The organism is Chromobacterium sphagni (genome assembly GCF_001855575.1).
GTDB classification, from domain to species: domain Bacteria; phylum Pseudomonadota; class Gammaproteobacteria; order Burkholderiales; family Chromobacteriaceae; genus Chromobacterium; species Chromobacterium sphagni.
In genome coordinates this window covers 686,321-707,632 of the sequence record NZ_MKCS01000001.1, presented here as the reverse complement: position 1 = coordinate 707,632, position 21,312 = coordinate 686,321, and the positions used below count along the sequence as shown (strand labels likewise).

Annotated in this window: 23 protein-coding genes; 12 read left to right on the top strand and 11 right to left on the bottom strand. The window is 64.2% G+C overall.

Features of this window, described 5'->3' with window-relative positions; all coding sequences use genetic code 11:
• Positions 1 to 45 precede the first annotated feature (45 nt).
• The 5 genes from rfaQ to cysG all read right to left on the bottom strand — a co-directional run bounded on the left by rfaQ (position 46) and on the right by cysG (position 5,193).
• On the bottom strand, positions 46 to 1,146 hold the full coding sequence (rfaQ, locus tag BI347_RS03480) for a putative lipopolysaccharide heptosyltransferase III (protein WP_071115306.1): 1,101 nt from the start codon (positions 1,144 to 1,146) through the stop codon (positions 46 to 48).
• A 15-nt stretch (positions 1,147 to 1,161) separates the two neighbouring features.
• Positions 1,162 to 2,901 carry a phosphoenolpyruvate--protein phosphotransferase gene (gene ptsP, locus BI347_RS03475; protein WP_071111159.1) on the bottom strand — a complete coding sequence of 580 codons (1,740 nt, stop codon included), beginning with the start codon at positions 2,899 to 2,901 and terminating at the stop codon, positions 1,162 to 1,164.
• A gap of 116 nt (positions 2,902 to 3,017) precedes the next feature.
• A complete protein-coding gene (locus tag BI347_RS03470) occupies positions 3,018 to 3,287 on the bottom strand; it encodes an HPr family phosphocarrier protein (protein ID WP_043576934.1) in 270 nt (89 codons plus the stop codon).
• Entirely contained in the window at positions 3,274 to 3,681 is a 408-nt protein-coding gene (locus tag BI347_RS03465; RefSeq protein WP_071111160.1) for a PTS sugar transporter subunit IIA, read from the bottom strand. The genes BI347_RS03470 and BI347_RS03465 overlap by 14 nt, the downstream gene beginning before the upstream one ends.
• Positions 3,682 to 3,780: 99 nt before the next feature.
• Complete coding sequence (cysG, locus tag BI347_RS03460) at positions 3,781 to 5,193, bottom strand: siroheme synthase CysG (RefSeq protein WP_071115305.1); 1,413 nt, start codon at positions 5,191 to 5,193, stop codon at positions 3,781 to 3,783.
• A gap of 208 nt (positions 5,194 to 5,401) precedes the next feature.
• Between cysG and BI347_RS03455 the strand changes: the two genes are divergently transcribed.
• Positions 5,402 to 7,354 carry a sensor domain-containing diguanylate cyclase gene (locus BI347_RS03455; protein WP_071115304.1) on the top strand — a complete coding sequence of 651 codons (1,953 nt, stop codon included), beginning with the start codon at positions 5,402 to 5,404 and terminating at the stop codon, positions 7,352 to 7,354.
• Between the two features lies 1 nt (position 7,355).
• Positions 7,356 to 8,195: a DUF3025 domain-containing protein gene (locus BI347_RS03450; RefSeq protein ID WP_071111163.1), complete on the top strand. Its 840-nt coding sequence runs from the start codon at positions 7,356 to 7,358 to the stop codon at positions 8,193 to 8,195.
• Here the strand turns inward: BI347_RS03450 and BI347_RS03445 are convergent.
• A complete protein-coding gene (locus BI347_RS03445; RefSeq protein WP_071111164.1) occupies positions 8,147 to 9,355 on the bottom strand; it encodes a YihY family inner membrane protein in 1,209 nt (402 codons plus the stop codon). The two genes, BI347_RS03450 and BI347_RS03445, sit on opposite strands and share 49 nt — an antisense overlap.
• Before the next feature lie 89 nt (positions 9,356 to 9,444).
• Between BI347_RS03445 and wrbA the strand changes: the two genes are divergently transcribed.
• Complete coding sequence (gene wrbA, locus BI347_RS03440; RefSeq protein ID WP_071111165.1) at positions 9,445 to 10,041, top strand: NAD(P)H:quinone oxidoreductase; 597 nt, start codon at positions 9,445 to 9,447, stop codon at positions 10,039 to 10,041.
• A 197-nt stretch (positions 10,042 to 10,238) separates the two neighbouring features.
• Complete coding sequence (locus BI347_RS23430) at positions 10,239 to 10,676, top strand: hypothetical protein (RefSeq protein WP_139167169.1); 438 nt, start codon at positions 10,239 to 10,241, stop codon at positions 10,674 to 10,676.
• 817 nt (positions 10,677 to 11,493) lie between these two features.
• Here the strand turns inward: BI347_RS23430 and BI347_RS03430 are convergent.
• A complete protein-coding gene (locus BI347_RS03430; protein WP_071115303.1) occupies positions 11,494 to 12,267 on the bottom strand; it encodes an AraC family transcriptional regulator in 774 nt (257 codons plus the stop codon).
• Between the two features lie 98 nt (positions 12,268 to 12,365).
• Here BI347_RS03430 and BI347_RS03425 point away from each other — a divergent pair, with 98 nt between their 5' ends.
• From BI347_RS03425 to BI347_RS03400, 7 genes are all read left to right on the top strand, one after another.
• Positions 12,366 to 13,565, top strand: a complete 1,200-nt coding sequence (locus BI347_RS03425; protein WP_071111218.1) for an MFS transporter — start codon at positions 12,366 to 12,368, stop codon at positions 13,563 to 13,565.
• An 82-nt stretch (positions 13,566 to 13,647) separates the two neighbouring features.
• A complete protein-coding gene (locus BI347_RS24755) occupies positions 13,648 to 13,770 on the top strand; it encodes a hypothetical protein (protein ID WP_275636828.1) in 123 nt (40 codons plus the stop codon).
• A 282-nt stretch (positions 13,771 to 14,052) separates the two neighbouring features.
• Positions 14,053 to 14,595 (top strand): iron transporter, encoded by a 543-nt coding sequence (locus tag BI347_RS03420; protein WP_071115302.1) that lies wholly within the window; start codon positions 14,053 to 14,055, stop codon positions 14,593 to 14,595.
• Positions 14,596 to 14,696: 101 nt separating this feature from the next.
• Positions 14,697 to 15,032 carry a cupredoxin domain-containing protein gene (locus BI347_RS03415; RefSeq protein ID WP_071111220.1) on the top strand — a complete coding sequence of 112 codons (336 nt, stop codon included), beginning with the start codon at positions 14,697 to 14,699 and terminating at the stop codon, positions 15,030 to 15,032.
• Between the two features lie 15 nt (positions 15,033 to 15,047).
• Entirely contained in the window at positions 15,048 to 15,872 is an 825-nt protein-coding gene (locus tag BI347_RS03410) for an FTR1 family iron permease (RefSeq protein WP_071115301.1), read from the top strand.
• Entirely contained in the window at positions 15,869 to 17,317 is a 1,449-nt protein-coding gene (locus BI347_RS03405; protein WP_083338666.1) for a 4Fe-4S binding protein, read from the top strand. The genes BI347_RS03410 and BI347_RS03405 overlap by 4 nt, the downstream gene beginning before the upstream one ends.
• A 62-nt stretch (positions 17,318 to 17,379) precedes the next feature.
• A complete protein-coding gene (locus BI347_RS03400) occupies positions 17,380 to 18,144 on the top strand; it encodes a substrate-binding periplasmic protein (protein WP_071111222.1) in 765 nt (254 codons plus the stop codon).
• Here the strand turns inward: BI347_RS03400 and ybaK are convergent.
• The 3 genes from ybaK to msrP form a co-directional block, all read right to left on the bottom strand.
• Positions 18,128 to 18,610, bottom strand: coding sequence for a Cys-tRNA(Pro) deacylase (gene ybaK / locus BI347_RS03395; RefSeq protein WP_071115300.1), 483 nt, complete (start codon positions 18,608 to 18,610; stop codon positions 18,128 to 18,130). The genes BI347_RS03400 and ybaK overlap by 17 nt on opposite strands.
• A gap of 67 nt (positions 18,611 to 18,677) precedes the next feature.
• A complete protein-coding gene (locus BI347_RS03390; protein WP_071115299.1) occupies positions 18,678 to 19,307 on the bottom strand; it encodes a protein-methionine-sulfoxide reductase heme-binding subunit MsrQ in 630 nt (209 codons plus the stop codon).
• Complete coding sequence (msrP, locus tag BI347_RS03385; RefSeq protein ID WP_071115298.1) at positions 19,307 to 20,224, bottom strand: protein-methionine-sulfoxide reductase catalytic subunit MsrP; 918 nt, start codon at positions 20,222 to 20,224, stop codon at positions 19,307 to 19,309. Before msrP ends, BI347_RS03390 begins: the two co-directional genes overlap by 1 nt.
• Before the next feature lie 213 nt (positions 20,225 to 20,437).
• Between msrP and BI347_RS03380 the strand changes: the two genes are divergently transcribed.
• Entirely contained in the window at positions 20,438 to 20,881 is a 444-nt protein-coding gene (locus BI347_RS03380) for a hypothetical protein (protein ID WP_071111226.1), read from the top strand.
• A gap of 89 nt (positions 20,882 to 20,970) precedes the next feature.
• Here the strand turns inward: BI347_RS03380 and BI347_RS03375 are convergent, their stop codons facing one another.
• Entirely contained in the window at positions 20,971 to 21,153 is a 183-nt protein-coding gene (locus BI347_RS03375) for a protein MIGRI (protein WP_071111227.1), read from the bottom strand.
• Between the last annotated feature and the right edge of the window lie 159 nt (positions 21,154 to 21,312).

Sequence of the window (21,312 nt, the reverse complement as noted above, 5' to 3'; positions counted from 1 at the left end):
TAGCAGGCAAGATCCAAGCGACCGTGTGCTGACATGTTTTTTTTGTTAGCAAGCTTGGCGCGGCTCGGTTTCAGCCAGCAGCGACTCGACTGCGGCCAGCACCTGCCGGACCGGTATCCGCTCGATGCATTCGCTGCGCTCGCCGCCGCCGCAGCCTGCCAGATTGCAAGGCCGGCAAGGCAGATCCAGCGACACCTGCCGGTGCGCCACCCGCCAAGGCCCCCACACCTTGTCGCGCGACGGGCCGAACAAGGCCACGACCGGCGTTTGCACCGCGGCGGCCAGGTGCATGGGCAAGGAATCGACACCGACGAACAAGCGCGCTTGCGCAATCAGCGCCGCCAACTGCTTTAGCGACAACTGCCCGCTCAAATCCACCGCAGGCCGGCCCAAGCCGGCTTTGACCGCCTGGATCATGGCGGCCTCCTCCGCGGACGGCGCGCCGCTGAGCACCACTTGCCAGCCTTGCTCATGCAGGGCATTCACCAGGCCGGCCATCTTGTCAGCCGGCCAGCACTTGTAGAACCAGCGCGATCCGGGATGCACCAGTATGAACCGGCCCGGGCGCACTTCGTTCCCAGCCAGCAATCGCCGCACCGTCCGCTCGGCCTCGTCCCCGGCGACAATGGCCAAGCGCATCTCATTCTCGGCGGGATAAACACCCAGCCGGCGCAAAGCGTCTAGATGCATTTCGACGATATGCCGGGTATTGGCGGGAGGCAAGCCATGACGATGGCTGAAGGTTTTCCGGAAGAAACGGCCGCTTCCCGGCATGTCCGGCACCACCGACCAGCGCGGCTTGAGCAGCCGGACCAGCGCAGTCGTCCGATTGCTGGAGTTCAACACCACGACCAGCTGGTATCCGCGCGCCTTCAGGCTGGAATACAGCGCCAACTCATGGCGCAGCCGCTGCCAGGCGCCCAGCTTCTTCCAATTGCGGTCGATGGTGAAAACATGGGAGACGGCCGGGTGCAAGGTCAGCATTTCCCGGGTTTCATGGTAGACCAGCGCATCAATCTCGATATGCGGCGCATGGCTCTTCAGTACGGTAAACACCGGAGAGGTCAGCAACACGTCGCCGTGATGCATCAACCGTATCACCAGCGCCCGCCTGACCTGGGATAGATCGATCGCGTCGTTTAGCATAAATAAAAACCGGGCCTAGTCGCCCGGCTCTGCATTCAGCAGTTGCAGTAAATCGGCTATTTTATCAGGGTCTTCCGATCTAAGCATGCGCGTCGTGATCGAGGCGATCTCGTCCAGGTGGGTGGTCAGCACCTGCTGCTTCACCGACAGCAGATTGGCGGGGTGCATCGAGAACTTGCGCAGCCCCATACCCAGAAGCAGGCGGGTGAGCTTGGCATCGCCCGCCATCTCGCCGCACACCGACACCGGCACATTGGCCTTGATGCCGCACTTGATGGTATGCAGGATCAGCTTCAGCACCGCCGGGTGGACGGGATCGTACAAGTGGCTGACGGTATCGTCGTTGCGGTCTATCGCCAGCGTGTACTGGATCAGATCGTTGGTGCCCACCGACAGGAAATCGACATGCTTGGCAAAGCTGCCCGCCACCAGCGCCGCCGACGGGATTTCTATCATCGCGCCCACTTCGATGTCGTCGGCGTAGCCTATCCCCTCGTCGCGCAGCTCTTCCTTGGCGTATTCGAACTGCGCCAGCGCCTGCTTGAGCTCCGGCAGTGAATTGAGCATCGGGAACAGCACGCGGATGCGGCCGTGCACCGAGGCGCGCAGCAAGGCGCGCAGCTGGGCGCGGAACATCAGCGGCTCTGCCAGGCACAGGCGGATGCCGGTCAGGCCCAGCGCCGGATTGTCGGCCTGGTCGTGACCCAGCCATTTCGGGCTCTTGTCGGCGCCCAGGTCCATGGTGCGGATGGTCACCGGCATGCCCTTGAGCGCCATCGCCACATGGCGGTAGGCCTCGAACTGCTCGTCCTCGGTGGGCAGAGTGTCGCGGCCCAGGAACAGGAACTCGCTGCGGAACAGCCCCACCCCCACCGCGCCGGACTCGCGCACGTCCTCGACGTCCTGCGGCCGCTCGATATTGGCCAAGAGCTCGATCACCGAGCCGTCGCGGGTGACGGCGTTGGACTTGCGGATGGACGACAGCTTACGCCGCGCGCCGCGCCAGGCGCGCAGCCGGCGCCGGTATTCGGCCAGCACCAGCACGTCCGGATTGATGATCACCACGCCCTGCAGGCCGTCGACGATGATCATCTCGTCCTCGCGGATCAGCTCGCGGCCGTGATGCAGCGCGATCACCGACGGCAAGTCCAGGCTGCGCCCCAAGATGGCGGTATGCGAAGTGGCGCCGCCGACGTCGGTGATGAAGGCGGCGAAATTGGAATCCTTGAAGTACACCATGTCGGCCGGCGACAGGTCGTGCGCCACCAGGATGTGGTCTTCCACCAGGTCTTCGGGCGCCGGCAGCTGCGGCGCATCGCCATCCAGGTTCTTGAAGATGCGCTCCACCACCTGCAGCACGTCGTTCTTGCGCTCGCGCAGGTAGTCCTCTTCGATGGCGTCGAACTGTTCGATCAGATGGTCGCACTGCAGCTTGAGCGCCCATTCGGCGTTGCAATGCTGCTTTTCTATGATCTCGCGCGGCTCGCGCGAGATGGTGACGTCGCCCAGCAGCATGATGTGCAGCGACAAAAAGGCGCCCAGCTCGGCCGGTGCGTTCTCCGGGATGCTGCCCCACAGCATCTCCAGCTCCTTGCGGGTGGAGCGCACTGCTTCGTCAAAACGTGCCTTTTCCGCCGGAATCTCGCCCTCTTCCAGCAGATAGTGCGCAACATCGTCCATGCTGCGCGAAATCAGATGGGCCCGACCGATGGCGATGCCGCCGCCGATGGCCACCCCGTGCAGGATGATGCTCATTGCCCCCTCCCCTGGCAGGCCGTGTTATTTTCGCTGTGCCTGCCTCTATCCCTGCCGCCGCTGGCGGCAGACTCCCTGAACGGCCGGGGAAAGCCGGCCACCCACTCAGCGCCGCATCACTCCGCCTCGTCGAAACGGTTGTTGATCAGCGCGATCAGCGCTTCCAGCGCCTGCTGTTCGTCCTCGCCGCTGATCTCCAGCTCCACCTTGGCGCCCTTGGCCGCGGCCAGCATCATCACTCCCATGATGCTCTTGCCGTTGACGCGGCGGTTGTTGCGGGCAATGAAGATATCGCTCTTGTAGCGGCTGGCCAGTTGGGTGAACTTGCTGGACGCACGCGCGTGCAGGCCCAGCTTGTTGATGATTTCGACTTCAGATCGCAACATTTCCTTCCCCCGGAATAATGTAAAGCACGCCCTCCAAGCCGCCGGTGATCGCCTTGCTGACGACGATCTCCAGCGGCTGGCTGCTGTAGCACAGCGCGCGCACCAGCATCGGCAAGCTGGCGCCGGCCACCGCCTCGACTCGGCCAGGCCGGATCAGCCGGCTGGCGATATTGGATGGCGTGCCGCCGTACATGTCGGTCAGCACCATCACGCCGTCGCCCTGGTCCAGGCCATCCACCAGGCTTTGCGCTTCTGCCAGCTTGCGTTCCGGGTCTTCGGTCTTGTCCACCACCATCACCGCCAGATTTTCCGGTTCTCGGCCCAAGATGTGCTTGGCGCAATCCGCCAGGCTACGCCCCAGGTCTCCATGTGCAATTATCAGAACACCTACCATGCCTGAGTCTTCGAATTGGTGCGGCCAAGCGCCTGCCGGCCACGTTATTTGAGCAAAGCTCGAACCGCGCGGGCCATGTTCCGCCCACGCATCCGCAGATCAATCTTCCTGAATTGTAACAGCTGAATTCTCACTGCGGCGGTACCAGGACAGCTTGTCCGCCAATTGCACCACTTCGCCGACGATGATCAACGCCGGCGAAGCGATGCTGTGCGAAGCCATCAGACCGGGCAAGGTGGATAAAGTGCCGCACACCGTGCGCTGGCGCTCGGTGGTGGCCCACTCAACCGCGGCGGCAGGCGTCGCCGCCCCTCGGCCGTTGTCGACAAAAGCCTGGCACAGCTCGGCGGCGCTGGACACGCCCATGTACACCACCACCGTCTGCTGCGGCCGGGTCAGCGCCGGCCAGTCAAGCGCGATGCTGCCATCTTGCTTATGGCCTGTGACAAACGTCACCGACTGCGCGTAGTCGCGATGGGTCAACGGAATGCCGGCATAGGCCGCCGCGCCGCTGGCCGAGGTGATGCCGGGCACCACTTCGAAGGCCACGCCATGCTCGGCCAAGGTGGCGATCTCCTCGCCGCCGCGGCCGAAGGTGAAGGGATCGCCGCCTTTGAGCCGCAACACCCGCTTGCCCTGCTTGGCCAGCGTCACCATCAATTGATTGATGTCGTCCTGCGGCAGCGCGTGGTTGGCGCGCGCCTTGCCCACATAAACGCGCTCGGCGTCGCGCCGCACCAGCTGCAACAGCTCCGGCGCCACCAGCTTGTCGTACAGCACCACGTCGGCCTGCTGCATCAGCCTGAGCGCGCGAAAGGTCAGCAGGTCGGGATTGCCCGGCCCGGCGCCCACCAGATAGACCGCGCCGGCGGCGTCCGGCCCCGCGCCGGCCAGCTGCCGCTCCATTTCCGCCGCGGCCTGCTCGTCATGCCCGTTCAGCACCGCGTCGGCCAGCGGCCCCTCCAGCACGCCCTCCCAGAAGCGGCGGCGCTGGTCCACGTCCGGGAAACGGGCCTTGCTGCGCTCGCGGAACTGCGCAGCGAAGCGCGCCAGCCGGCCGTAGGCCGCGGGAATCATGCTCTCCAGCCGCGCGCGCGCCATCCGCACCAGCACCGGCACGCTGCCGCCGCTGGCGATGGCGATCATCAACGGCGAGCGATCGATGATGGCCGGCGTGATGTAGCGCGATGCCTCGGCGTCGTCCACCACATTCACCAGCACCCCCAAGACCTCGGCATCGGCAGCCACCCGGCGATTCAAATCCGCGTCGCCGCTGGCGGCCACCACCAACCGCTGCCCCTGCAATTGCTCCGCCGCGTATGCCGCGGCCAGGTGGATCAGCTCGCCGCGCGCGGCCATCTCCGCCAGTTCCGGCGCCAATTCCGGTGCCGCCACCTGCAGGCGGGCGCCCGCCGCCGCCAGCAGCCGCGCCTTGCGCAAGGCGGCCTCGCCGCCGCCCACCACCAGACAGGGCTGCTGTTGCAGCTTGAGAAAAATCGGAAAGAAATCCATTCAGCACTCCACGCCGCGCAGCTTTCGCCGCCCCGCCAGCCATTTCGCTTGCCCACGCGGAATAATCCGCCTTTTCGTCATCAAGGATACTGTATTTGTTGCATAAATACGACGCTTGGCTGGCAGCGCGACGACGACTCCGCGGAAGACCCCGCCGCTGATGTCAAAATTCCCGTTTTGGCCTGCCGCCATTCATGTGGAGCGCTGTTTGACTCACCGATTCTCCCTGCGCCTGCCGGCGCCGGCCATCCTGCCCTGCCTCGCCCTCGCCAGTCCGCAACTGGCCTGGGCGGCCGGCAACCATGGCGCGTCGATGAGCCAGGCGGGCTGGCTGCTGGCCATGCTGGTCACCGCGCTCTGGCTGCAGAGCCGCCAGCGGCAGCGCAAGGCCCGCGCCACCCTGCAGGACGCCTGCCTGGGCCTCTTGGAGTTCAACCTGCCGCGCCAATACGTGCACGGCAGCGTCCACACCCTGCAACGCCTGCTGGGCCTGCCGGCGCACACCCGCGGCATGGACTGCGTGCGCTGGCTGACCCTGCTTCACCCGGAAGACCGGTCGGGCTTCAGCCAACTGCTGCAACAACCGCCGCAGATGCCGGAAGCTGGCTACGAATTGCGCATCCGCCACCACAGCGGCCACTGGGAATGGCTGGAAATGAGCCTGCAGCCCGCCTGGCGCGCCGGCAAGGTGCACCGCTTGACGGCGATCTGCCGCGTCGTCACCGCGCGCAAGCACAGCGAGGCGGCGATGATGCGGCGCGAGCAGCAGTTCCGCACACTGGTGGAAAACTCCGAAGACATCATCGCCCGCTACGATCTGGAGCTGCACTGCCTGTTCATCAACCGCAGCGTGGTGCGCTTCTCCGACCTGCCGCTGGAAGAGCACCTGGGAAAGACCCCGCGCGAAAAAGGCTGGACCGATGAGGCCAGCACCCGCTTCGAAATGGAATGCCGCCAGCTGATCAACAACTGGGAGGCGCGCAGCTTCGAGCTGGAGCTGTACAAGAACCAGCAGCGCCATATCTTCGAGATCCGGCTGTTCCCGGAATTCGACAGCGCCGGCATGCTGAAGACCATCCTGTCGGTGGACCGCGAAGTCACCGCCAGCCGCCAGGGCGAGCGCCTGCTGGCGGAGGAGAACGCGGTGCTGGAGATGATAGCCGGCAACCATCCGCTGCCGCAGACGCTGAACCAGATCTGCCAGATGATGGAATCGCAGCAGCCGCGCGGCATGTGCAGCATCATGCTGCTGGAAGAAGACGGCGCGTCGCTGCGCTTCGCCGCCGGCCTGAGCCTGCCGCCGGCCTACCGCAAGGAAGTGGAGCGGGTAGCGGTCGGCCCCAGCGCCGGTTCCTGCGGCACCTCGGCGCACTGGAAACGCACCATCGTGGTGGACGACATCCAGCAAAGCCCGCTATGGACGCACGCGCTGCACAAGGCGCAGCCCTTCGGCCTGCGCGCCTGCTGGTCGACGCCTATCTTCTCCAGCGACCGCCGCCTGCTGGGCACTTTCGCCACCTATTACCGCGAACCGCGCAGCCCGACGCCGGAAGACCTGGCGCTAGCCCACCGCAGCACCCACATCATCGCCATCGCGCTGCAGCGCCACGGCCACGAGAAGCAGCTGTTCCGCCTGGCGACCCAGGACGGCCTGACCGAGCTGAACAACCGCCGCCAGTTCATCGAGCTGGCCGACCGCGAAATCGAGCGCAGCCGCCGCAACGACGGCCCGCTGACGGTGCTGATGATGGACCTGGACCATTTCAAGGACATCAACGACCTACACGGCCACGCGCAAGGCGACGACGTGATCCGCCACTTCGCCCAACTGTGCCGCGAGGTGCTGCGCGCCAGCGATCTGTGCGGCCGCCTGGGCGGCGAGGAATTCGCCGCGGTGCTGCCCGACACCCGGCTGGAAGACGCGCTGCTGGTGGCGGAACGGCTGCGCGCAGCGGTCGCCGCCACCCGGCTGCCGGGCGGCAACGGCGAACTGGGCTACACCGTCAGCATCGGCGCGGCGATGCGGCAGCCGGCCGAGTCGGACATAGACGAAGTGCTCGGCCGCGCCGACAAGCTGCTGTACCAGGCCAAGCGCACCGGGCGCAACCGCATCTGCAGCGATCTGGACATCCTGCCGGCTGACCTGCCGGTTTCCGGCTAGAATGGCGCCTTTTCTCGACGCCCTCTCCGCCGTGAACGCCTGGCACACCGATTACCTAGCCCACCCGCTGTACCAACCGCTGCGCCCGGTTCTGGCCGGCATTGAGCCGAGCAGCTGGCCGCAACAGCGCGATTACGACCACCTGCTGGCCGCCGCCCGCGCCATGGGCCAGCCGCTGCCGGCGAACCTTCGCTTCGTCTGCGGCCTGGAGCCGGACGACTATTACGAAAGCCACATCGCCGACACCGGCCAGGTGCCCACCCGGCTGCAAAACTGGCACGACTGGTTCAACGCGCTGGCCTGGCTGGCCTGGCCGCGCGCCAAACAGGCGCTCAACCGACGCCATGTCCGCGCGATCCGGCGTGGCGAAGCGCGGCGCGGGCCGCTGCGCGACGCCGCCACCTTGCTGGACGAATGCGGGGTGATCGTGGCGACATCCGATCCCGCGCTGGGCCGCGCGCTGGACGACATGCAATGGAAGCTGCTGTTCATGGCGCGCCGCGCCGACTGGGGCCTGAACATGGAAGCGCGCACGCTGGGCCACGCGGTGATGGAAATGGGACTGACGCCGCACATAGGGTGGTGCGGCAAGGCGCTGATTCTGGATGTGGAGCCGGAGTTCTTCGCGCTCAAGGCGGAACAGCGGCAACAGCGGCTGGACCAAAGACTGGCCGCGCTGCTGGACGACGACAGACAAATAGCCAGCCCGCGCGCGATGTGCCCGCTGCCGCTGCTGGGCATACCGGGCTGGTGGCCGGACAACGAAGATCCGGCCTTCTACGACAATACCGCCTATTTCTGCCCGACGCGGCGGGCGAAATCCTCCACGGTTTCCGCCTGAAGCCCATCGGTCAGCGGAGCAAGCAACTGCGTCAAAGCCTCGCCCAGCAGGTCGCCGCGCTCGTTCTCCCGACGATAGACAAACAACTCGAACAACTCGGACAGACGGATCGCCGCCGCGCGCTTCATCAGCACCCAGGCATCGCCATGGCCTTTCTGCACGTAGCCCAGCTGCGCCAGCTTGTCCAATACCAGGCCCAGCTCGTCGTAGCCCACCTTCACCGCCTCCCGCAGCTGCGGCGGCGTCAGCGCCTCGCCGCGCTCATGGGCGGCGTCCAGCAGCAGCAGCACTTCCAGCGCATCCAAAAAGCGACGCTGCGGCTGGTTGCGGCGGCGCCAGGCGTCACCCTCCCAATAGGACAAGGCCGAAGTGAACACCGCGCCGGCCAATACCACCAGCCACAGGCAATACACCCACAACAGAAAGATCGGAATGCTGGCGAAAGCGCCGTACACCAGCTGGTAGCTGGCGATCTGGCCGATATAGAAACCGAAGCCGGCCTTGGTGGCCTCCAACAGCACCGCCGTCGCCAGCGCGCCCCAAATCGCGTGCTTGATCGGCACGAAGCGGTTGGGCACGATGCGGTACAGCAGCGACAGCACCAGCGCGGTCAGCACGATGGTGCCGCCGGCCTCCACCAGGCTGGCCAGAAAAGGCAGGTTCTTCTCGAAACGCGTCACCCGGAACAGCCAGCGCCAGGACAGCAGGCTGCCGCCCAGCACCAGCGGCCCCAGCGTCAGCACCGTCCAGTACACCATGCCCTGCTGCAGCCAGGGCCGGCCGCGGCGCACGCCCCAGATGGCGTTGAAGGTGCGCTCTATGGTGGACATCAGCATCAGCGCGGTGACGCCCAGCATCACGATGCCGGCGGCGGTGAGCTTTTCCGCGTTGTCGGCGAACTGGCGCATGTAGACGGTGATCACCTTGCCGGCGAACTCCGGCACCAGTGTCGACAGCAGCATGATCTTGAAGCGGGTGCTGTAGTCGGAAAACACCGGAAACGCCGAAATCACCGTCAGCGCGATGGTGAACAACGGCACCAGCGCCAACAGCGTGGTGAAGGTCAGGCTGCCCGACACCTGCAGCACGCGCAGGCCGCCCATGCGCCGCGCCAGGAAGCGGGCAAAACCGAAATAGGGTTCTAATCGTTGAACTTGCATGGGCGCAAAGGTAATGGCAAAGCGGCGATGAGGCAAGACAAGCCGCTTTGCCCTATCATGCGGCGGTTATCCGTGATTGCGAGGTTTTCATGCTAGACATCCTAGTGCTGTATTACAGCCAGCACGGCTCCACCCGCGAACTGGCGCGGCTGATCGCGCGCGGCGTCGACAGCGTGCCTGGCTGCCAGGCGCGGCTGCGCACCGTGCCCAAGGTTTCCACCGTATGCGAGGCCAGCGAGCCGGCCATTCCAGAAAGCGGCGCGCCCTATGTGGAAAGACAGGATCTGGCCGACTGCGCCGGCCTGGCGCTGGGCAGCCCCACCCGCTTCGGCAATATGGCGGCGGCGATGAAATACTTTCTGGACGGCACCAGCGGCGAATGGATGCAGGGCGCGCTGTCCGGTAAACCCGCCTGCGTGTTCACTAGTTCGGCGTCGATGCACGGCGGCCAGGAGTCGACGCTATTGACCATGATGATCCCGCTGTTGCACCACGGCATGGTGATCGCCGGCCTGCCCTATTCGGAAGCCGCGCTCGCCGCCACCCAGAGCGGCGGCACACCGTATGGGGTGAGTCATGTGTCGGGGATAGATAATCGGCAGCCGATTAGTGAGCATGAGAAGGCGCTGGCGCTGGCTCAGGGGAAGCGGTTGGCGGAGTTGGCGGGGAAACTGGCAGTGAGATGAGACTGACGTCTGCTTGGACGCATAGGCAAAGCCCCTGGTTCAGCCCCCGTCAGGAGAGATTGCCACCAATTCGGAATTGATCCCGTCCTGCCATTTTGAAAACGATTAGAGCTATCCAGCGAATACAAGCGCTGTCATTAATGTGAATATTATTCCAGAGCTTTTCCCCACCGAAACAATCTCAGGAGAGTACACACATGGCAGCCGAAATCGCCACAGCACTCATCGCATCCTCAGGGGCATTTGCGCTTGCCGGAGCCACGTACTGGTTTACAAAAAAACGTGAACGAGAAGCAGAGCTTCGGAAAGAGAAACTCGAACACTATAAAGAATTCGTTGCAAGTCTGAGCGGCATCGTCATCGGTGAAGAAAGTCCTGAAGGTCAACGTGAGTTCGCGCGTACCTGCAATAAGCTCAATTTGGTTGCCCCTCAAGCTATCGTGAAAGCAATGCAGGACTTTCAGCAGGAGATCAAGGTCAGCAATAGTCAAAAAACTCAAGAGAATCACGATCGACTCATGTCGAGATTGTTCTTTGAGATACGAAAAGACCTCCAGATAACTCCAAAAGACGAAGACTCGTCATTTACTTTTGGCCTTTGGTCATCTGGCGCTCCACCAATCAATAGACCTTAGCCAGGCAGGGCGGGCAGACCATCAGGTCTTGCCCGCCCTGCGCACTCAACCAGACTCTCCTTCTTAACAATTTGATGAGACCGCTTCGCGGACGATGCTTGAGGGCCGATTCCGCCCGGCGAACGGGAAAGGGGGCTGCGCGGCCAGCCCCCTTTCATCCCCAAGCCGCCCCTTCAGCCCGCGAAACCCCGACAAAAAGACGCTGGGCAAGGAGCCGCCGAAACTTGCCGCGCGCTACCGTCGCGCGGCTTCGAACAAATCGGCGGCTTAAAACCTTGCCCATCGCCTTTTTGCCGGCGCGCGCTGAAAGGGGAAGAGGCGCGTCGCTTCCGTTCTACATCTTGTAGGACAGAAGCCCGACCTTCTTGGCGTTCCGTCATCCCCCCGCCTGAATCTAGCAGCACTGTCTGAATCTGCCTTCAGTCCCATGTGGCTTGCCCGCTTCCAATAACCTGAAACCGAACCGACGCGCCCCTCCCCCATCAGCGCAAGCCGTCTCCAAAGCCATTCCCAAGGTTTTAAGACGCCCTTTGTTTGAGCGGGGCGACGTTAGCGCCCCGCGAGTTGGGCGGCGCCTTGGGAATGGCTTTGGAGACGGGGTTTCGCCGCGCGGTTGGGTCGCCTTTTCTTTCGTCCATTTCTTTTGGCGACGCAAAAGAAATGGACCCGTCCGCCGTGCGGAACCGGCCCCAAGCATCGTCCGCGAAGCGGACTCCTATGAATCGCGAGGGTCGGCATAGATACGAGCGCGGGCAAGACCTACTGTCACATAACCATTGCACAATGGCGGAACACCCGGCCTTGCCGGGCTTCCGCCCTACGATGAGGAAAAGAAACTGCTCGGCGGCACGCCCAGCTCGCGCTTGAACATGGTGGCGAAGGCGCTAGGGCTGGCATAGCCAAGGTCCAGCGCCACTTTCAGCACGCTCTCGCCGCAAGCCAATCGCTCCATCGCCCGCATCAGCCGCGCTTGGCGCCGCCACTGGCCGAAACTGAGGCCGGTCTCGCGGCGGAAGCGGCGCTGCAGCGTGCGCGGATCCAGCGCCAGCTCGCGCGCCCACTCGGCCACCCCGCGCTCGTCGTCCGGTTTTTGCAGCCAGGCATCGCACAATTGCTGCAAGGCGCTGCTGTGTGGACGCGGCAAGGACAATGCCAGCACCGGGGCACGGCGCAATTCGTCGAGCAGCAGCCGCATCACCCTGCCGTCGCGCGCGTCCTCCGGATACGGAATGTCGATGGCGCAGGCGGTCTGGATCAGCTCGCGCAGCAAGGCGGAAATCTCCAGCACGCAACAGTCGGTCGGCAGTCCGGCTAATACATCCTGCCGCACATACAGATTGCGCATCTTCACCTTGCTGACCATGCGTACCTCGTGCCAGGTCCCCGCCGGCAGCCAAATGCCACGCGAGGGCGGCACGATCCACTGGCCGCGCCCGGTGCTCACCATGAACAAGCCCTCCACCGCGTACAGCAGCTGCGCGGTGGAGTGCAGATGGCGCGGAGTCTGCTTGCCGGCCGGGTAGTCGCGCCATTTGCCCACCACCGGCGCAAGGCCATGATCATACTGGTGCAAATGATCGAACTCTCCCATAACGCCTCTTTCGAAAAGATGTTTGCCCTATTTTCGCAGGACTGTCGCGATCGCGCTTGTTAGCATGAGTTCATCCACCCGTATCGAGTATCCACTTCATGTCCGCAAGCATCCAGACCGCCGCCCCGGCACAGGACACACGTTTCCGCGTGCTGGGCGCCATCAGCTTTTCCCACTTTCTCAACGACATGCTGCAGTCGCTGCTGCTGGCGCTCTATCCGCTGCTCAAGGGCAATTACCACCTAAGCTTCGCCGAAATCGGCCTGCTGACCTTCACCTACCAGTGCACCGCCTCGCTGCTGCAGCCGCTGGTGGGCATCTATACCGACAAGAAGCCGCAGCCGTTTTCGCTGGTGTTCGGCATGGGCTCGACGCTGTGCGGCCTGCTGCTGCTGTCCAGCGCCGCCAGCTTCCCGCTGTTGCTGCTTGCCGCGGCGCTGATCGGCACCGGCTCGTCCATCTTCCACCCCGAATCGTCGCGAGTGGCCCGGATGGCTTCCGGTGGCCGCCCCGGCCTCGCCCAGTCCATCTTCCAGGTGGGCGGCAACGCCGGCAGCGCCACCGGCCCGCTGCTGGCTGCGCTGATCGTGATTCCGCTGGGCCAGCACAGCGTCGCCTGGTTCGGCCTGGCCGCGCTCTTGGCGATGTACGTGCTGTTCCGCGTCGGCCAGTGGTATGCCCATCAGCACCGCCAGGCCAGGAAAACGTCCGCGGTCCGCGCGCCGGCGCTGTCCTCCGGCCGCGTCAAGTTGACGCTGTTGCTGCTATTGCTGCTGGTGTTTTCCAAACACTTTTACCTGGCCAGCATCACCAGCTACTACACCTTCTACCTGATCCACCATTTCAATATCGGCATCCAGTCGGCGCAGCTGCATCTGTTCATGTTCCTGTTCGCCGTCGCGGCCGGCACCGTGCTGGGCGGCCCCATCGGCGACGCCATCGGCCGCAAGCGAGTGATCTGGTTCTCTATCCTGGGGGTGGCGCCGCTGACCTTGCTGCTGCCGCACGCCAACCTGTTCTGGACCAGCCTGCTGTCGCTGCCAATCGGCTTCATCTTGGCCTCGGCCTTTCCGGCCATCCTGATCTACGCGCAGGAACTGCTGCCGGGCAAGGTGGGGATGGTGTCCGGCATGTTCTTCGGCTTCGCCTTCGGCATCGGCGGCATCGGCGCGGCGGTGCTGGGCCAATTGGCCGACAGCCATGGCATCGAGTTCGTCTACCTGCTGTGCTCCTTCCTGCCGCTGCTGGGCGTGGTAGCGATGGCGCTGCCCGACCTGCATCGCAACGCCGGCAACTAAATTCTTCCAATAGGCGAAAACGCGCGTTTCTCGTGCGCGTTTTCGCCTATCCCGCACGCTTTGTCCCTCAGTCGGCGCGGCGGTGCTGGGCCAATTGGCCGACAGCCATGGCATCGAGTTCGTCTACCTGCTGTGCTCCTTCCTGCCGCTGCTGGGCGTGGTAGCGATGGCGCTGCCCGACCTGCATCGCAACGCCGGCAACTAAATTCTTCCAATAGGCGAAAACGCGCGTTTCTCGTGCGCGTTTTCGCCTATTCCGCACGCTTTGTCCCTCAGGCAGCTTATTTCCCACATGATAAAAATGGTTTTAATTTACGCCCATATCGCCGGCTCGATCGCAACTTAGCCGCGCAAAATTGACATTATCATCAAAGTTCAGCCAAGTTCGGCCAATATCATTCGATTGGAAGTTTGCAAACGATAATTACTAGCATTATCATGGCTTTCTGCGCCTGTCAGTCAGGCCAACTCGAATAAGGAAAACATAATGCGCCGCTTTGTCTGCCAGCTGGCCATCGCCAGCGTCGCCCTGTCCGCCTCCTTCTCCGCCATGGCCAAGGAATACCCGATCGGCAAACCCACGCTGAAGAACGGCATGGAGATCGGCGCCGTCTACCTGCAGCCAACCAAGATGGAGCCGGACGGCATGATGCTGAAGCCAGAGGCTTCCGACATCCATCTGGAAGCAGACATCCACGCCACCAAGAACAACCCCAACGGCTTCGAGGAAGGCGCGTGGATGCCTTACCTGGTGGTCAAGTACGAACTGGCCAAGGTCGGCGGCAAAACCCAGAAAGGCGAGCTGATGCCGATGGTGGCCAACGATGGCCCGCACTACGGCGACAACGTCAAGCTGCAAGGTCCCGGCAAGTACAAGCTGAAGTACACCGTGATGGCGCCGTCGGCCAACGAGCACGCCCACTTCGGCCGCCACGTCGACAAGGAAACCGGCGTGGGTCCGTGGTTCAAGCCGTTCGAGATCAACTACGAGTTCACCTTCGCCGGCATCGGCAAGAAGGGCGGCTACTAAGCCCGGGCGATGAGAATGCGCGCCGCCGCATTCTCGCGCGATGAAAACCACAACAGCGCACGCGCCTCTGCCTGCGCTGTTCCGCATTTGGAACACATCCCATGAAAGCTCTGCGCCCCCTGTTGGCCGCCCTATGCTTTAGCCTGCTGTCGCTGGCCGCCAGCGCCGAAGACATGCCGGTATTCAAGCTGGAAATCAAGGACGGCATCTTCAAGCCCGCCCGGCTGGTGGTGCCCGCCGGCAAGAAATTCAAGGTGGAAGTGATGAACACCGGCAAGACGCCGGCCGAGTTCGAAAGCACGCCGCTGCGCAAGGAGAAGGTGCTGGGCCCCGGAGCGGAATCCTTCTTGGTGTTCCAGCCGCTGTCGCCCGGCGAATACAAGTTCTTCGACGAATTCCACATGAAAACCGGCCAGGGCGTGATCGTCGCCAAATAAACCGCAGGAGCCAATATGGGACAGGTACTTTTCATCGTCTGGCGTGAAAGCGTCGAAGCCTTGCTGGTGGTCGGCATCCTCAATGCCTGGATGAACCAGAACGCGGCCGGCCGCGCCGGCAAGCCCTATCTGTGGGGGGGCGTGGCGCTGGGCCTGGCGCTGGCCGTCGCGCTGGCGGTGGCGCTGTTCGCCGCGGGGAGCCTGATGGCCGGCGCGCAAGACTACTTCCAGCTCGGCATGGTGTTCGTCGCCGCCGCGCTGATCGTGCAGATGGTGCTGTGGATGCGCGAGCATGGCCGCACGCTGAAGCAGGAGCTGGAAAGCGGGCTGTCGGAAAAGGCCCGCAGCGACAACTGGTGGGGGGTGACGGTATTGGCCGCCCTGGCCATCGCCCGCGAAGGCAGCGAGTGCGTGGTGTTCCTGTACGGCATGCTGGCGGAAGCCAATGGCGTGGAGCTGGCCAAGATGGCCGGGGCCGGCGCCGTCGGCCTGCTGCTGGCCTTTTTCACCTTCTATCTGCTGCAGCTGGGCGGCAAGGTGCTGTCGTGGCGACTGTTCTTCCGCGTCACCGAGATCATGCTGCTGCTGCTGGGCGCCTCGCTGTTTCTCAGCGGCGTGGAGAAACTGATCTCGCTGGACATTCTGCCGGCGCTGGTGGACCCGCTGTGGGACAGTTCGGCGCTGCTTGACGACATGAGCCCCTTCGGCGGCGTGGTCGCCTCGCTGACCGGCTACCGCTCGCACCCGGCGCTGACCAGCCTGATAGGCTACGCGCTGTTCTGGGCCGCCATCTGGGCGCTGTTCCAGTGGCGCAACCGCCGCCAGGCCATCTCCGCATGAAACCGGTCCGCCCGCAACGCGTGATTCCCATCGTCGCCGCCCCCCAGGGCGGCGGTTCCTGTAGCAACGGCCGGCAGCCAGGCGGCGTGCTGGCGGCCGTAGGCGGCTGGCTGCGCGACCGCGCCGGCCTGCTGCGCAAGCTGCAATGGGCGGTGGTGCTGGTCTACGCCTTCCTCTTGATCGTTCCCGCCTGTTTGGAGCTGCCGGAAGACAGCGCGCGGATGTGGAACAACCTCACCATCTTTGCCCAGTTCGTGTTCTGGGGCATCTGGTGGCCGTTCGTGCTGCTGTCTATGGTGCTGTTCGGCCGGCTGTGGTGCGGCGTGCTGTGCCCGGAAGGCGCGCTGTCGGAATGGGCGGCCCGCAAGGGCCTGGGCCGGCCGATACCGCGCTGGATGCGCTGGGGCGGCTGGCCTTTCGTCGCCTTCGTGCTGACCACCGTCTACGGCCAGTTGGTCAGCGTCTACCAATATCCCAAGGCCGCTCTCCTGGTGCTGGGCGGCTCCACCGTGGCCGCGGTGGCCGTCGGCTTCGTCTACACCCGCGGCAAGCGCGCCTGGTGCCGCCACCTGTGCCCGGTCAACGGCGTGTTCGGCCTGCTGTCCAAGCTGGCGCCTATGCATTACCGCGTCGACGAGGCAGCCTGGAAGCAATCGCAGCAGAAGCGGGAACGGGTGGCGGCGGTGGATTGCGCGCCGCTGCAGCCGCTCAGGCACATGCAGGGCGGCAGTGGCTGCCATATGTGCGGCCGCTGCAGCGACCACCGCGGCGCCATCGAGCTGAGCCTGCGCTCGCCCAGCGACGAAGTGGTGCGGGTGGCGGAGAGGGAGGCAGACGGCTGGCAGACCGCGCTGATCGTCTACGGCCTGCTGGGCGTAGCGATGGGCGCCTTCCACTGGACCATGAGCCCGTGGTTCGTATCGCTGAAGCAGACCGCGGCGGAATGGCTGGTGGACAAGGACATCATGTGGCCGCTGGATACCGGCGCACCGTGGTGGCTGCTCACCCACTACCCGCAGCACAACGACGTGTTCTCCTGGCTGGACGGGGCCGCGCTGATCACCTATGTCGCCACCACCGCGCTGGCGCTGGGCAGCGGCATTCTCGCCTGCCTCGCGCTGGCGGTATGCGCCGCCGGCCGCTGGCAGACCCGGCGCCTGCACCATCTGGCGCAGGCCTTGATCCCGCTGGCCGGCTGCGGCGTGTTTCTCGGCCTGTCGGCGCTGACCGTCACGCTGCTGAAGGCCGAGGGCGTGCCGATGCAATGGGCCAATCACGCCCGCCTGCTGCTGCTGGCCGGCGCCAATCTGTGGTCGCTGCATCTGGCGCGCGGCATCATGCGGCACTGGGGCGGATCGGCGGCGCGCTATCTGGCGCTGCTGCCCATGCTGGCGGCGCTGGCGCTGGTCGACTGCGCCTGGGGCTTCATGTTCTGGTGGTGGTAAGTCCTTGGTTGGAGGGGAGCACTGTGCGATAACACAATATCCCCTCCTCGCAAGGAAACACCATGTGGCGCCTGCTGTTCCCCGCGCTGGTTCTCTTGCTGTGCCGTTCCGCGGCCGCGTCCGATCCAGTGGTCGAGCTCGCCACCGGGGAATGGCCGCCATATGTCTCGCAAACCCTGCCCGGGCAAGGCGTCTTCACCGAAATCGTGCAGGAGGCCTTCCGCCGCGCCGGTTATCAGCCGCACCTCACCTTCCAGAGCTGGCCGCAGGCGGAATGGCTGACCAAGTCCGGCAAGGCCGCTGCCGCCTTTCCCTACCGCCCGACGCCGGAGCGGGGAGCGGATTTCGATTTCTCCGCTGCGCTGATGCGCTCCACCAGCTACCTGTTCTTCCACAAGCCGCACCTGCCGCATCCGCCGCAGCAGTTCAAATCGCTGGACGAGTTGCGCGGCTACCGCATCGCCACCCAGCTGGGCTATTGGTATATCCCGCTGTTCCAGCAGCACAAGCTGAACACGCTGCTGACCAGCGACGAACTGCACGCGCTGCGGCAGCTCTATCTAGGCCATCTGGATCTGGCGCCGATGACGCTGGAGCGCGGGCTGTTTCTGATCCACAGCAATCTGCCTGGGCATGAGAAGGAGTTTGGCTTCATCCCCACGCCGCTGGACAAGGAGACGCCGCTGGGGCTGATGTTTTCGCGCAGCTATCCGCAGGTGGCGCGCATCCGCGAAGACTTCGCCCGCGCGCTGGAGCAGATGCAGAATGACGGCAGCCTGAAGGCGATCTATCAGCGCAACTTCCCGGAAGCTACGCCGCAGCGTTGACCAGCGTGGGCCGCAACACGCGCATCACTTCCCGCGGACTGACGCCGATCAGGAAACCGCGTTTGCCGCCGTTGATGTAGATGGTGTCCAGTTCCGCGATGCTGGCCTCCATATACACCGGCATCTGGTGCCGGGTACCGAAGGGACTGGTGCCTCCCACCTGGTAGCCGCTGTGCCTGTCGGCGGTTTTCGGGTCGCAGGGATGCACCTTCTTCGCGCCGATCTGCTTGGCCAGCATGCCTGTGCCGACTTCGCGATCGCCGTGCATCAGCACGATCAAGGGCCGCTTGTTCTCGTCTTCCATGATCAGCGTCTTCACCACCGCGTGCTCGGCCACGCCCAGCTCGCGCGCCGACACCGTGGTGCCGCCCTTTTCCTCGTATTTGTACAGATGCTCGCTGTAGCTGACCTGCTGCTCGCGCAGCACGCGGATGGCCTGGGTGACCGGGGCTTTTTCCTTGGACATGGTGTGTAATCGGATTACTGAAAACCCCGACTTTAAAACCGGCACGGCCGGCTGCCAAGCCCGCGGGTCAAGGCGACGGCCTTCTCCACTTCCACCACAACCGCAGGCCCAGCAGCAACGCCAGCACCCCGGCATAGATCAGGGGCTGGGTGATGTCCTTCTTCACCAGCCACCAATAGTGGGTCACCGCCAGAATGGCCACCGGATACACCAGCCGGTGCAGCTTGCCCCAGTTGCGCTTCAGCCGCCGCATCCAGCCCTGGGTCGAAGTGAGGGCCAGCGGACTCATCAGCAGCAGCGCGGCGAAGCCGACGGTGATGAACGGCCGCTTGGCGATGTCCTTCAGAATGTGATGCCAGTCGAAAAACTGGTCTAGCCAGAGATAGGTGGTGAAGTGCAGGCTGGCGTAGAAAAAGGCGAATAGGCCCAGCATGCGCCGGCATTTGAGCGGCCAGGCCTGGCCGCTCAAACGGCGCAGCGGCGTCATCGACAGCGTCGCCAGCAGCCATACCAGCGTCCAGGTGCCGGTGGAGCGGGTGATGAATTCGATAGGATTCACCGCCGCGCCGGACAGCACGATCCAGGCGGTGCGCGAGAGCGGCAGCAGGCAGGCGATGAACAACAGCGCTTTGCCGATGGCCAGTCTGCGGTCGGCGGCGGATGCCGGCTTGGCGGGCTTCATACTCAAGGTCGTCATCAATAGTTCTTTCTAAGGTCCATGCCGCGGTACAGGCCGGCCACCTGGTCGCCGTAGCCGTTGAACATTAGTGTCTTGCGCTTGAAGAATTCGCCGATGCGACGCTCGCTGCCCTGGCTCCAGCGCGGGTGGTCCACCTCCGGATTCACATTGGAATAGAAGCCGTATTCATGCGCGTTGGCCAGGTTCCAGCTGGTGGCCGGCAGGGTTTCCTGCAGACGGATGCGGACGATGGACTTGATGCTCTTGAAGCCGTACTTCCACGGCACCACCAGGCGGATCGGCGCGCCGCTCTGGTTCGGCAGCGCATTGCCGTACAGGCCTACCGCCAGGATGGAGAGCGGATGCATCGCCTCGTCGATGCGCAAGCCCTCGCGGTACGGCCAATCCAACACCGCGTCCCGCTGGCCGGGCATTTCGCTTGGGCGCTGCAGCGTCTCAAACGCCACGTATTTGGCGCGCGAGGTCGGGTTCATCTGCTTGAGCAGGCTGGCGAGCGGAAAGCCCACCCACGGAATCACCATGCTCCAGCCCTCCACGCAGCGCAGCCGGTAGACGCGCTCCTCCAGCGGAAACTTGAGCAGATCCTCGATGGCGATGCGGCGCGGCTTGGCCACCTCGCCGTCCACCAGCACGCTCCACGGCCGGGTATGCAGAGTGTGGGCGTTTTCCGCTGGATCGGCCTTGTCGGTGCCGAATTCGTAGAAGTTGTTGTAGCTGGTGATTTCCTTCAGGCTGTTGGGCTTGTCGTTGGCGGCAAGCGTCGACAGCGGGCTCTTCCTGGCGTTGAGTCCGGCCAAGGTCTCGGCGGACAGCATCAAGCCGGCGGCGCCCAGCATGAACTGGCGGCGGTTGAAATACACTTTTTCCGGCGTGATTTCCGACGGCAAGTGGTCGGCGGGTTTCCTGATCAGCATGAAGGCGCTCCTGTCGTTTCGACTTGGTCGGATCAACATGCCGATTCTGACACCGGTCGATGCAAACCGTTCAGCGCTAAAGTGTTAGCAAAGGCTATCCTTGCCAGATCGCTCAGCGCCGATGCCATCGTGATAAACTGGGTCGGCCATCGGCGACCGTCCGCCATGGCAATCCGTGCCGGTTTAGACCAACAACTACAATCAGACAATGTCATGAAGAAACTAATCGCCATTACCCTGACCCTGCTCAGCCTGCTGCTCTGCCAATCCGCCTTCGCCCGCAGCGATGCGCTGGCGCAACCCCAGCGCATCGCCCTCACCGCCCCCAATGGCGACATCGGCAAAACCAAGGCGGTCATCGTCCGCGCCGCGAGCGGTCTGCAATGGAACGTAGTGGCCGACCAGCCCGGCAAGCTCACCCTCAAGCACGTCAAAGGCGCTTACGCGCTGGTGCTGAACGTCGCCTACGATGCCGCCGGCTATCAGGTCAGCTACGCCTCCAGCGAAAACCTGAACTACCAGCAGACCGAATTCGGCGCCAACGTCCATCCCACCGTCAACCGCTGGATGGACAATCTGGTGCGGCATATCGGCGGCAATCGCACCGATGGCGACGACGATGGCAGCGACACGAAACCCGCCAGCGCCGCCGACTGATCATCCACTGCTCGCCGCCCGCCGGCCTTGCCGGCGCCGGGCGGTCTGGCCTGTCCGGCAGCCGCTATCCGGCGGAGCGCCGCCAAGCGTCAAATATTGTGCCAGCCCAGCCAGTACAGCACGCAGAACAGCCCGGCGCTGATCAGCAGCGCGATCGCCAGCGCGGAAAACAGCTCATGCAGCGTGCGGCGCTGGCTGGGCCGCAGCAGCCAGCGGGCCACCGCCCACAGCACCAGGCACAGCACGAAAAACTTGAACAAGCGTCCAAACATGATGGCAGTCAGGTAAAAGGTGCCGCGATTATCCCGGCGCGATCTCCCCCCGCGCAAGCCCGGCTTGCGGATATAATCGTCCAGTAGCCGCAGGAGACTTCGCCCAGCCGGCCCCGACAGAGGGTGGCGCGCGGAGATAATTAAAAGAGGCCACCACCA

Coding starts and splice junctions, on each gene's coding strand:
- BI347_RS03405 (WP_083338666.1), top strand. CDS start 15,869: ATGAAACCGGTCCGCCCGCAACGCGTGATTCCCATCGTCGCCGCCCCC.
- BI347_RS23430 (WP_139167169.1), top strand. CDS start 10,239: ATGGCAGCCGAAATCGCCACAGCACTCATCGCATCCTCAGGGGCATTT.
- BI347_RS03410 (WP_071115301.1), top strand. CDS start 15,048: ATGGGACAGGTACTTTTCATCGTCTGGCGTGAAAGCGTCGAAGCCTTG.
- ybaK (WP_071115300.1), bottom strand. CDS start 18,610: ATGTCCAAGGAAAAAGCCCCGGTCACCCAGGCCATCCGCGTGCTGCGC.
- msrP (WP_071115298.1), bottom strand. CDS start 20,224: ATGCTGATCAGGAAACCCGCCGACCACTTGCCGTCGGAAATCACGCCG.
- BI347_RS03465 (WP_071111160.1), bottom strand. CDS start 3,681: ATGGTAGGTGTTCTGATAATTGCACATGGAGACCTGGGGCGTAGCCTG.
- BI347_RS03390 (WP_071115299.1), bottom strand. CDS start 19,307: ATGACGACCTTGAGTATGAAGCCCGCCAAGCCGGCATCCGCCGCCGAC.
- cysG (WP_071115305.1), bottom strand. CDS start 5,193: ATGGATTTCTTTCCGATTTTTCTCAAGCTGCAACAGCAGCCCTGTCTG.
- BI347_RS03400 (WP_071111222.1), top strand. CDS start 17,380: ATGTGGCGCCTGCTGTTCCCCGCGCTGGTTCTCTTGCTGTGCCGTTCC.
- BI347_RS03375 (WP_071111227.1), bottom strand. CDS start 21,153: ATGTTTGGACGCTTGTTCAAGTTTTTCGTGCTGTGCCTGGTGCTGTGG.
- BI347_RS03450 (WP_071111163.1), top strand. CDS start 7,356: ATGGCGCCTTTTCTCGACGCCCTCTCCGCCGTGAACGCCTGGCACACC.
- BI347_RS03380 (WP_071111226.1), top strand. CDS start 20,438: ATGAAGAAACTAATCGCCATTACCCTGACCCTGCTCAGCCTGCTGCTC.
- wrbA (WP_071111165.1), top strand. CDS start 9,445: ATGCTAGACATCCTAGTGCTGTATTACAGCCAGCACGGCTCCACCCGC.
- BI347_RS03430 (WP_071115303.1), bottom strand. CDS start 12,267: ATGGGAGAGTTCGATCATTTGCACCAGTATGATCATGGCCTTGCGCCG.
- BI347_RS03425 (WP_071111218.1), top strand. CDS start 12,366: ATGTCCGCAAGCATCCAGACCGCCGCCCCGGCACAGGACACACGTTTC.
- rfaQ (WP_071115306.1), bottom strand. CDS start 1,146: ATGCTAAACGACGCGATCGATCTATCCCAGGTCAGGCGGGCGCTGGTG.
- BI347_RS03445 (WP_071111164.1), bottom strand. CDS start 9,355: ATGCAAGTTCAACGATTAGAACCCTATTTCGGTTTTGCCCGCTTCCTG.
- ptsP (WP_071111159.1), bottom strand. CDS start 2,901: ATGAGCATCATCCTGCACGGGGTGGCCATCGGCGGCGGCATCGCCATC.
- BI347_RS03470 (WP_043576934.1), bottom strand. CDS start 3,287: ATGTTGCGATCTGAAGTCGAAATCATCAACAAGCTGGGCCTGCACGCG.
- BI347_RS03420 (WP_071115302.1), top strand. CDS start 14,053: ATGCGCCGCTTTGTCTGCCAGCTGGCCATCGCCAGCGTCGCCCTGTCC.
- BI347_RS03415 (WP_071111220.1), top strand. CDS start 14,697: ATGAAAGCTCTGCGCCCCCTGTTGGCCGCCCTATGCTTTAGCCTGCTG.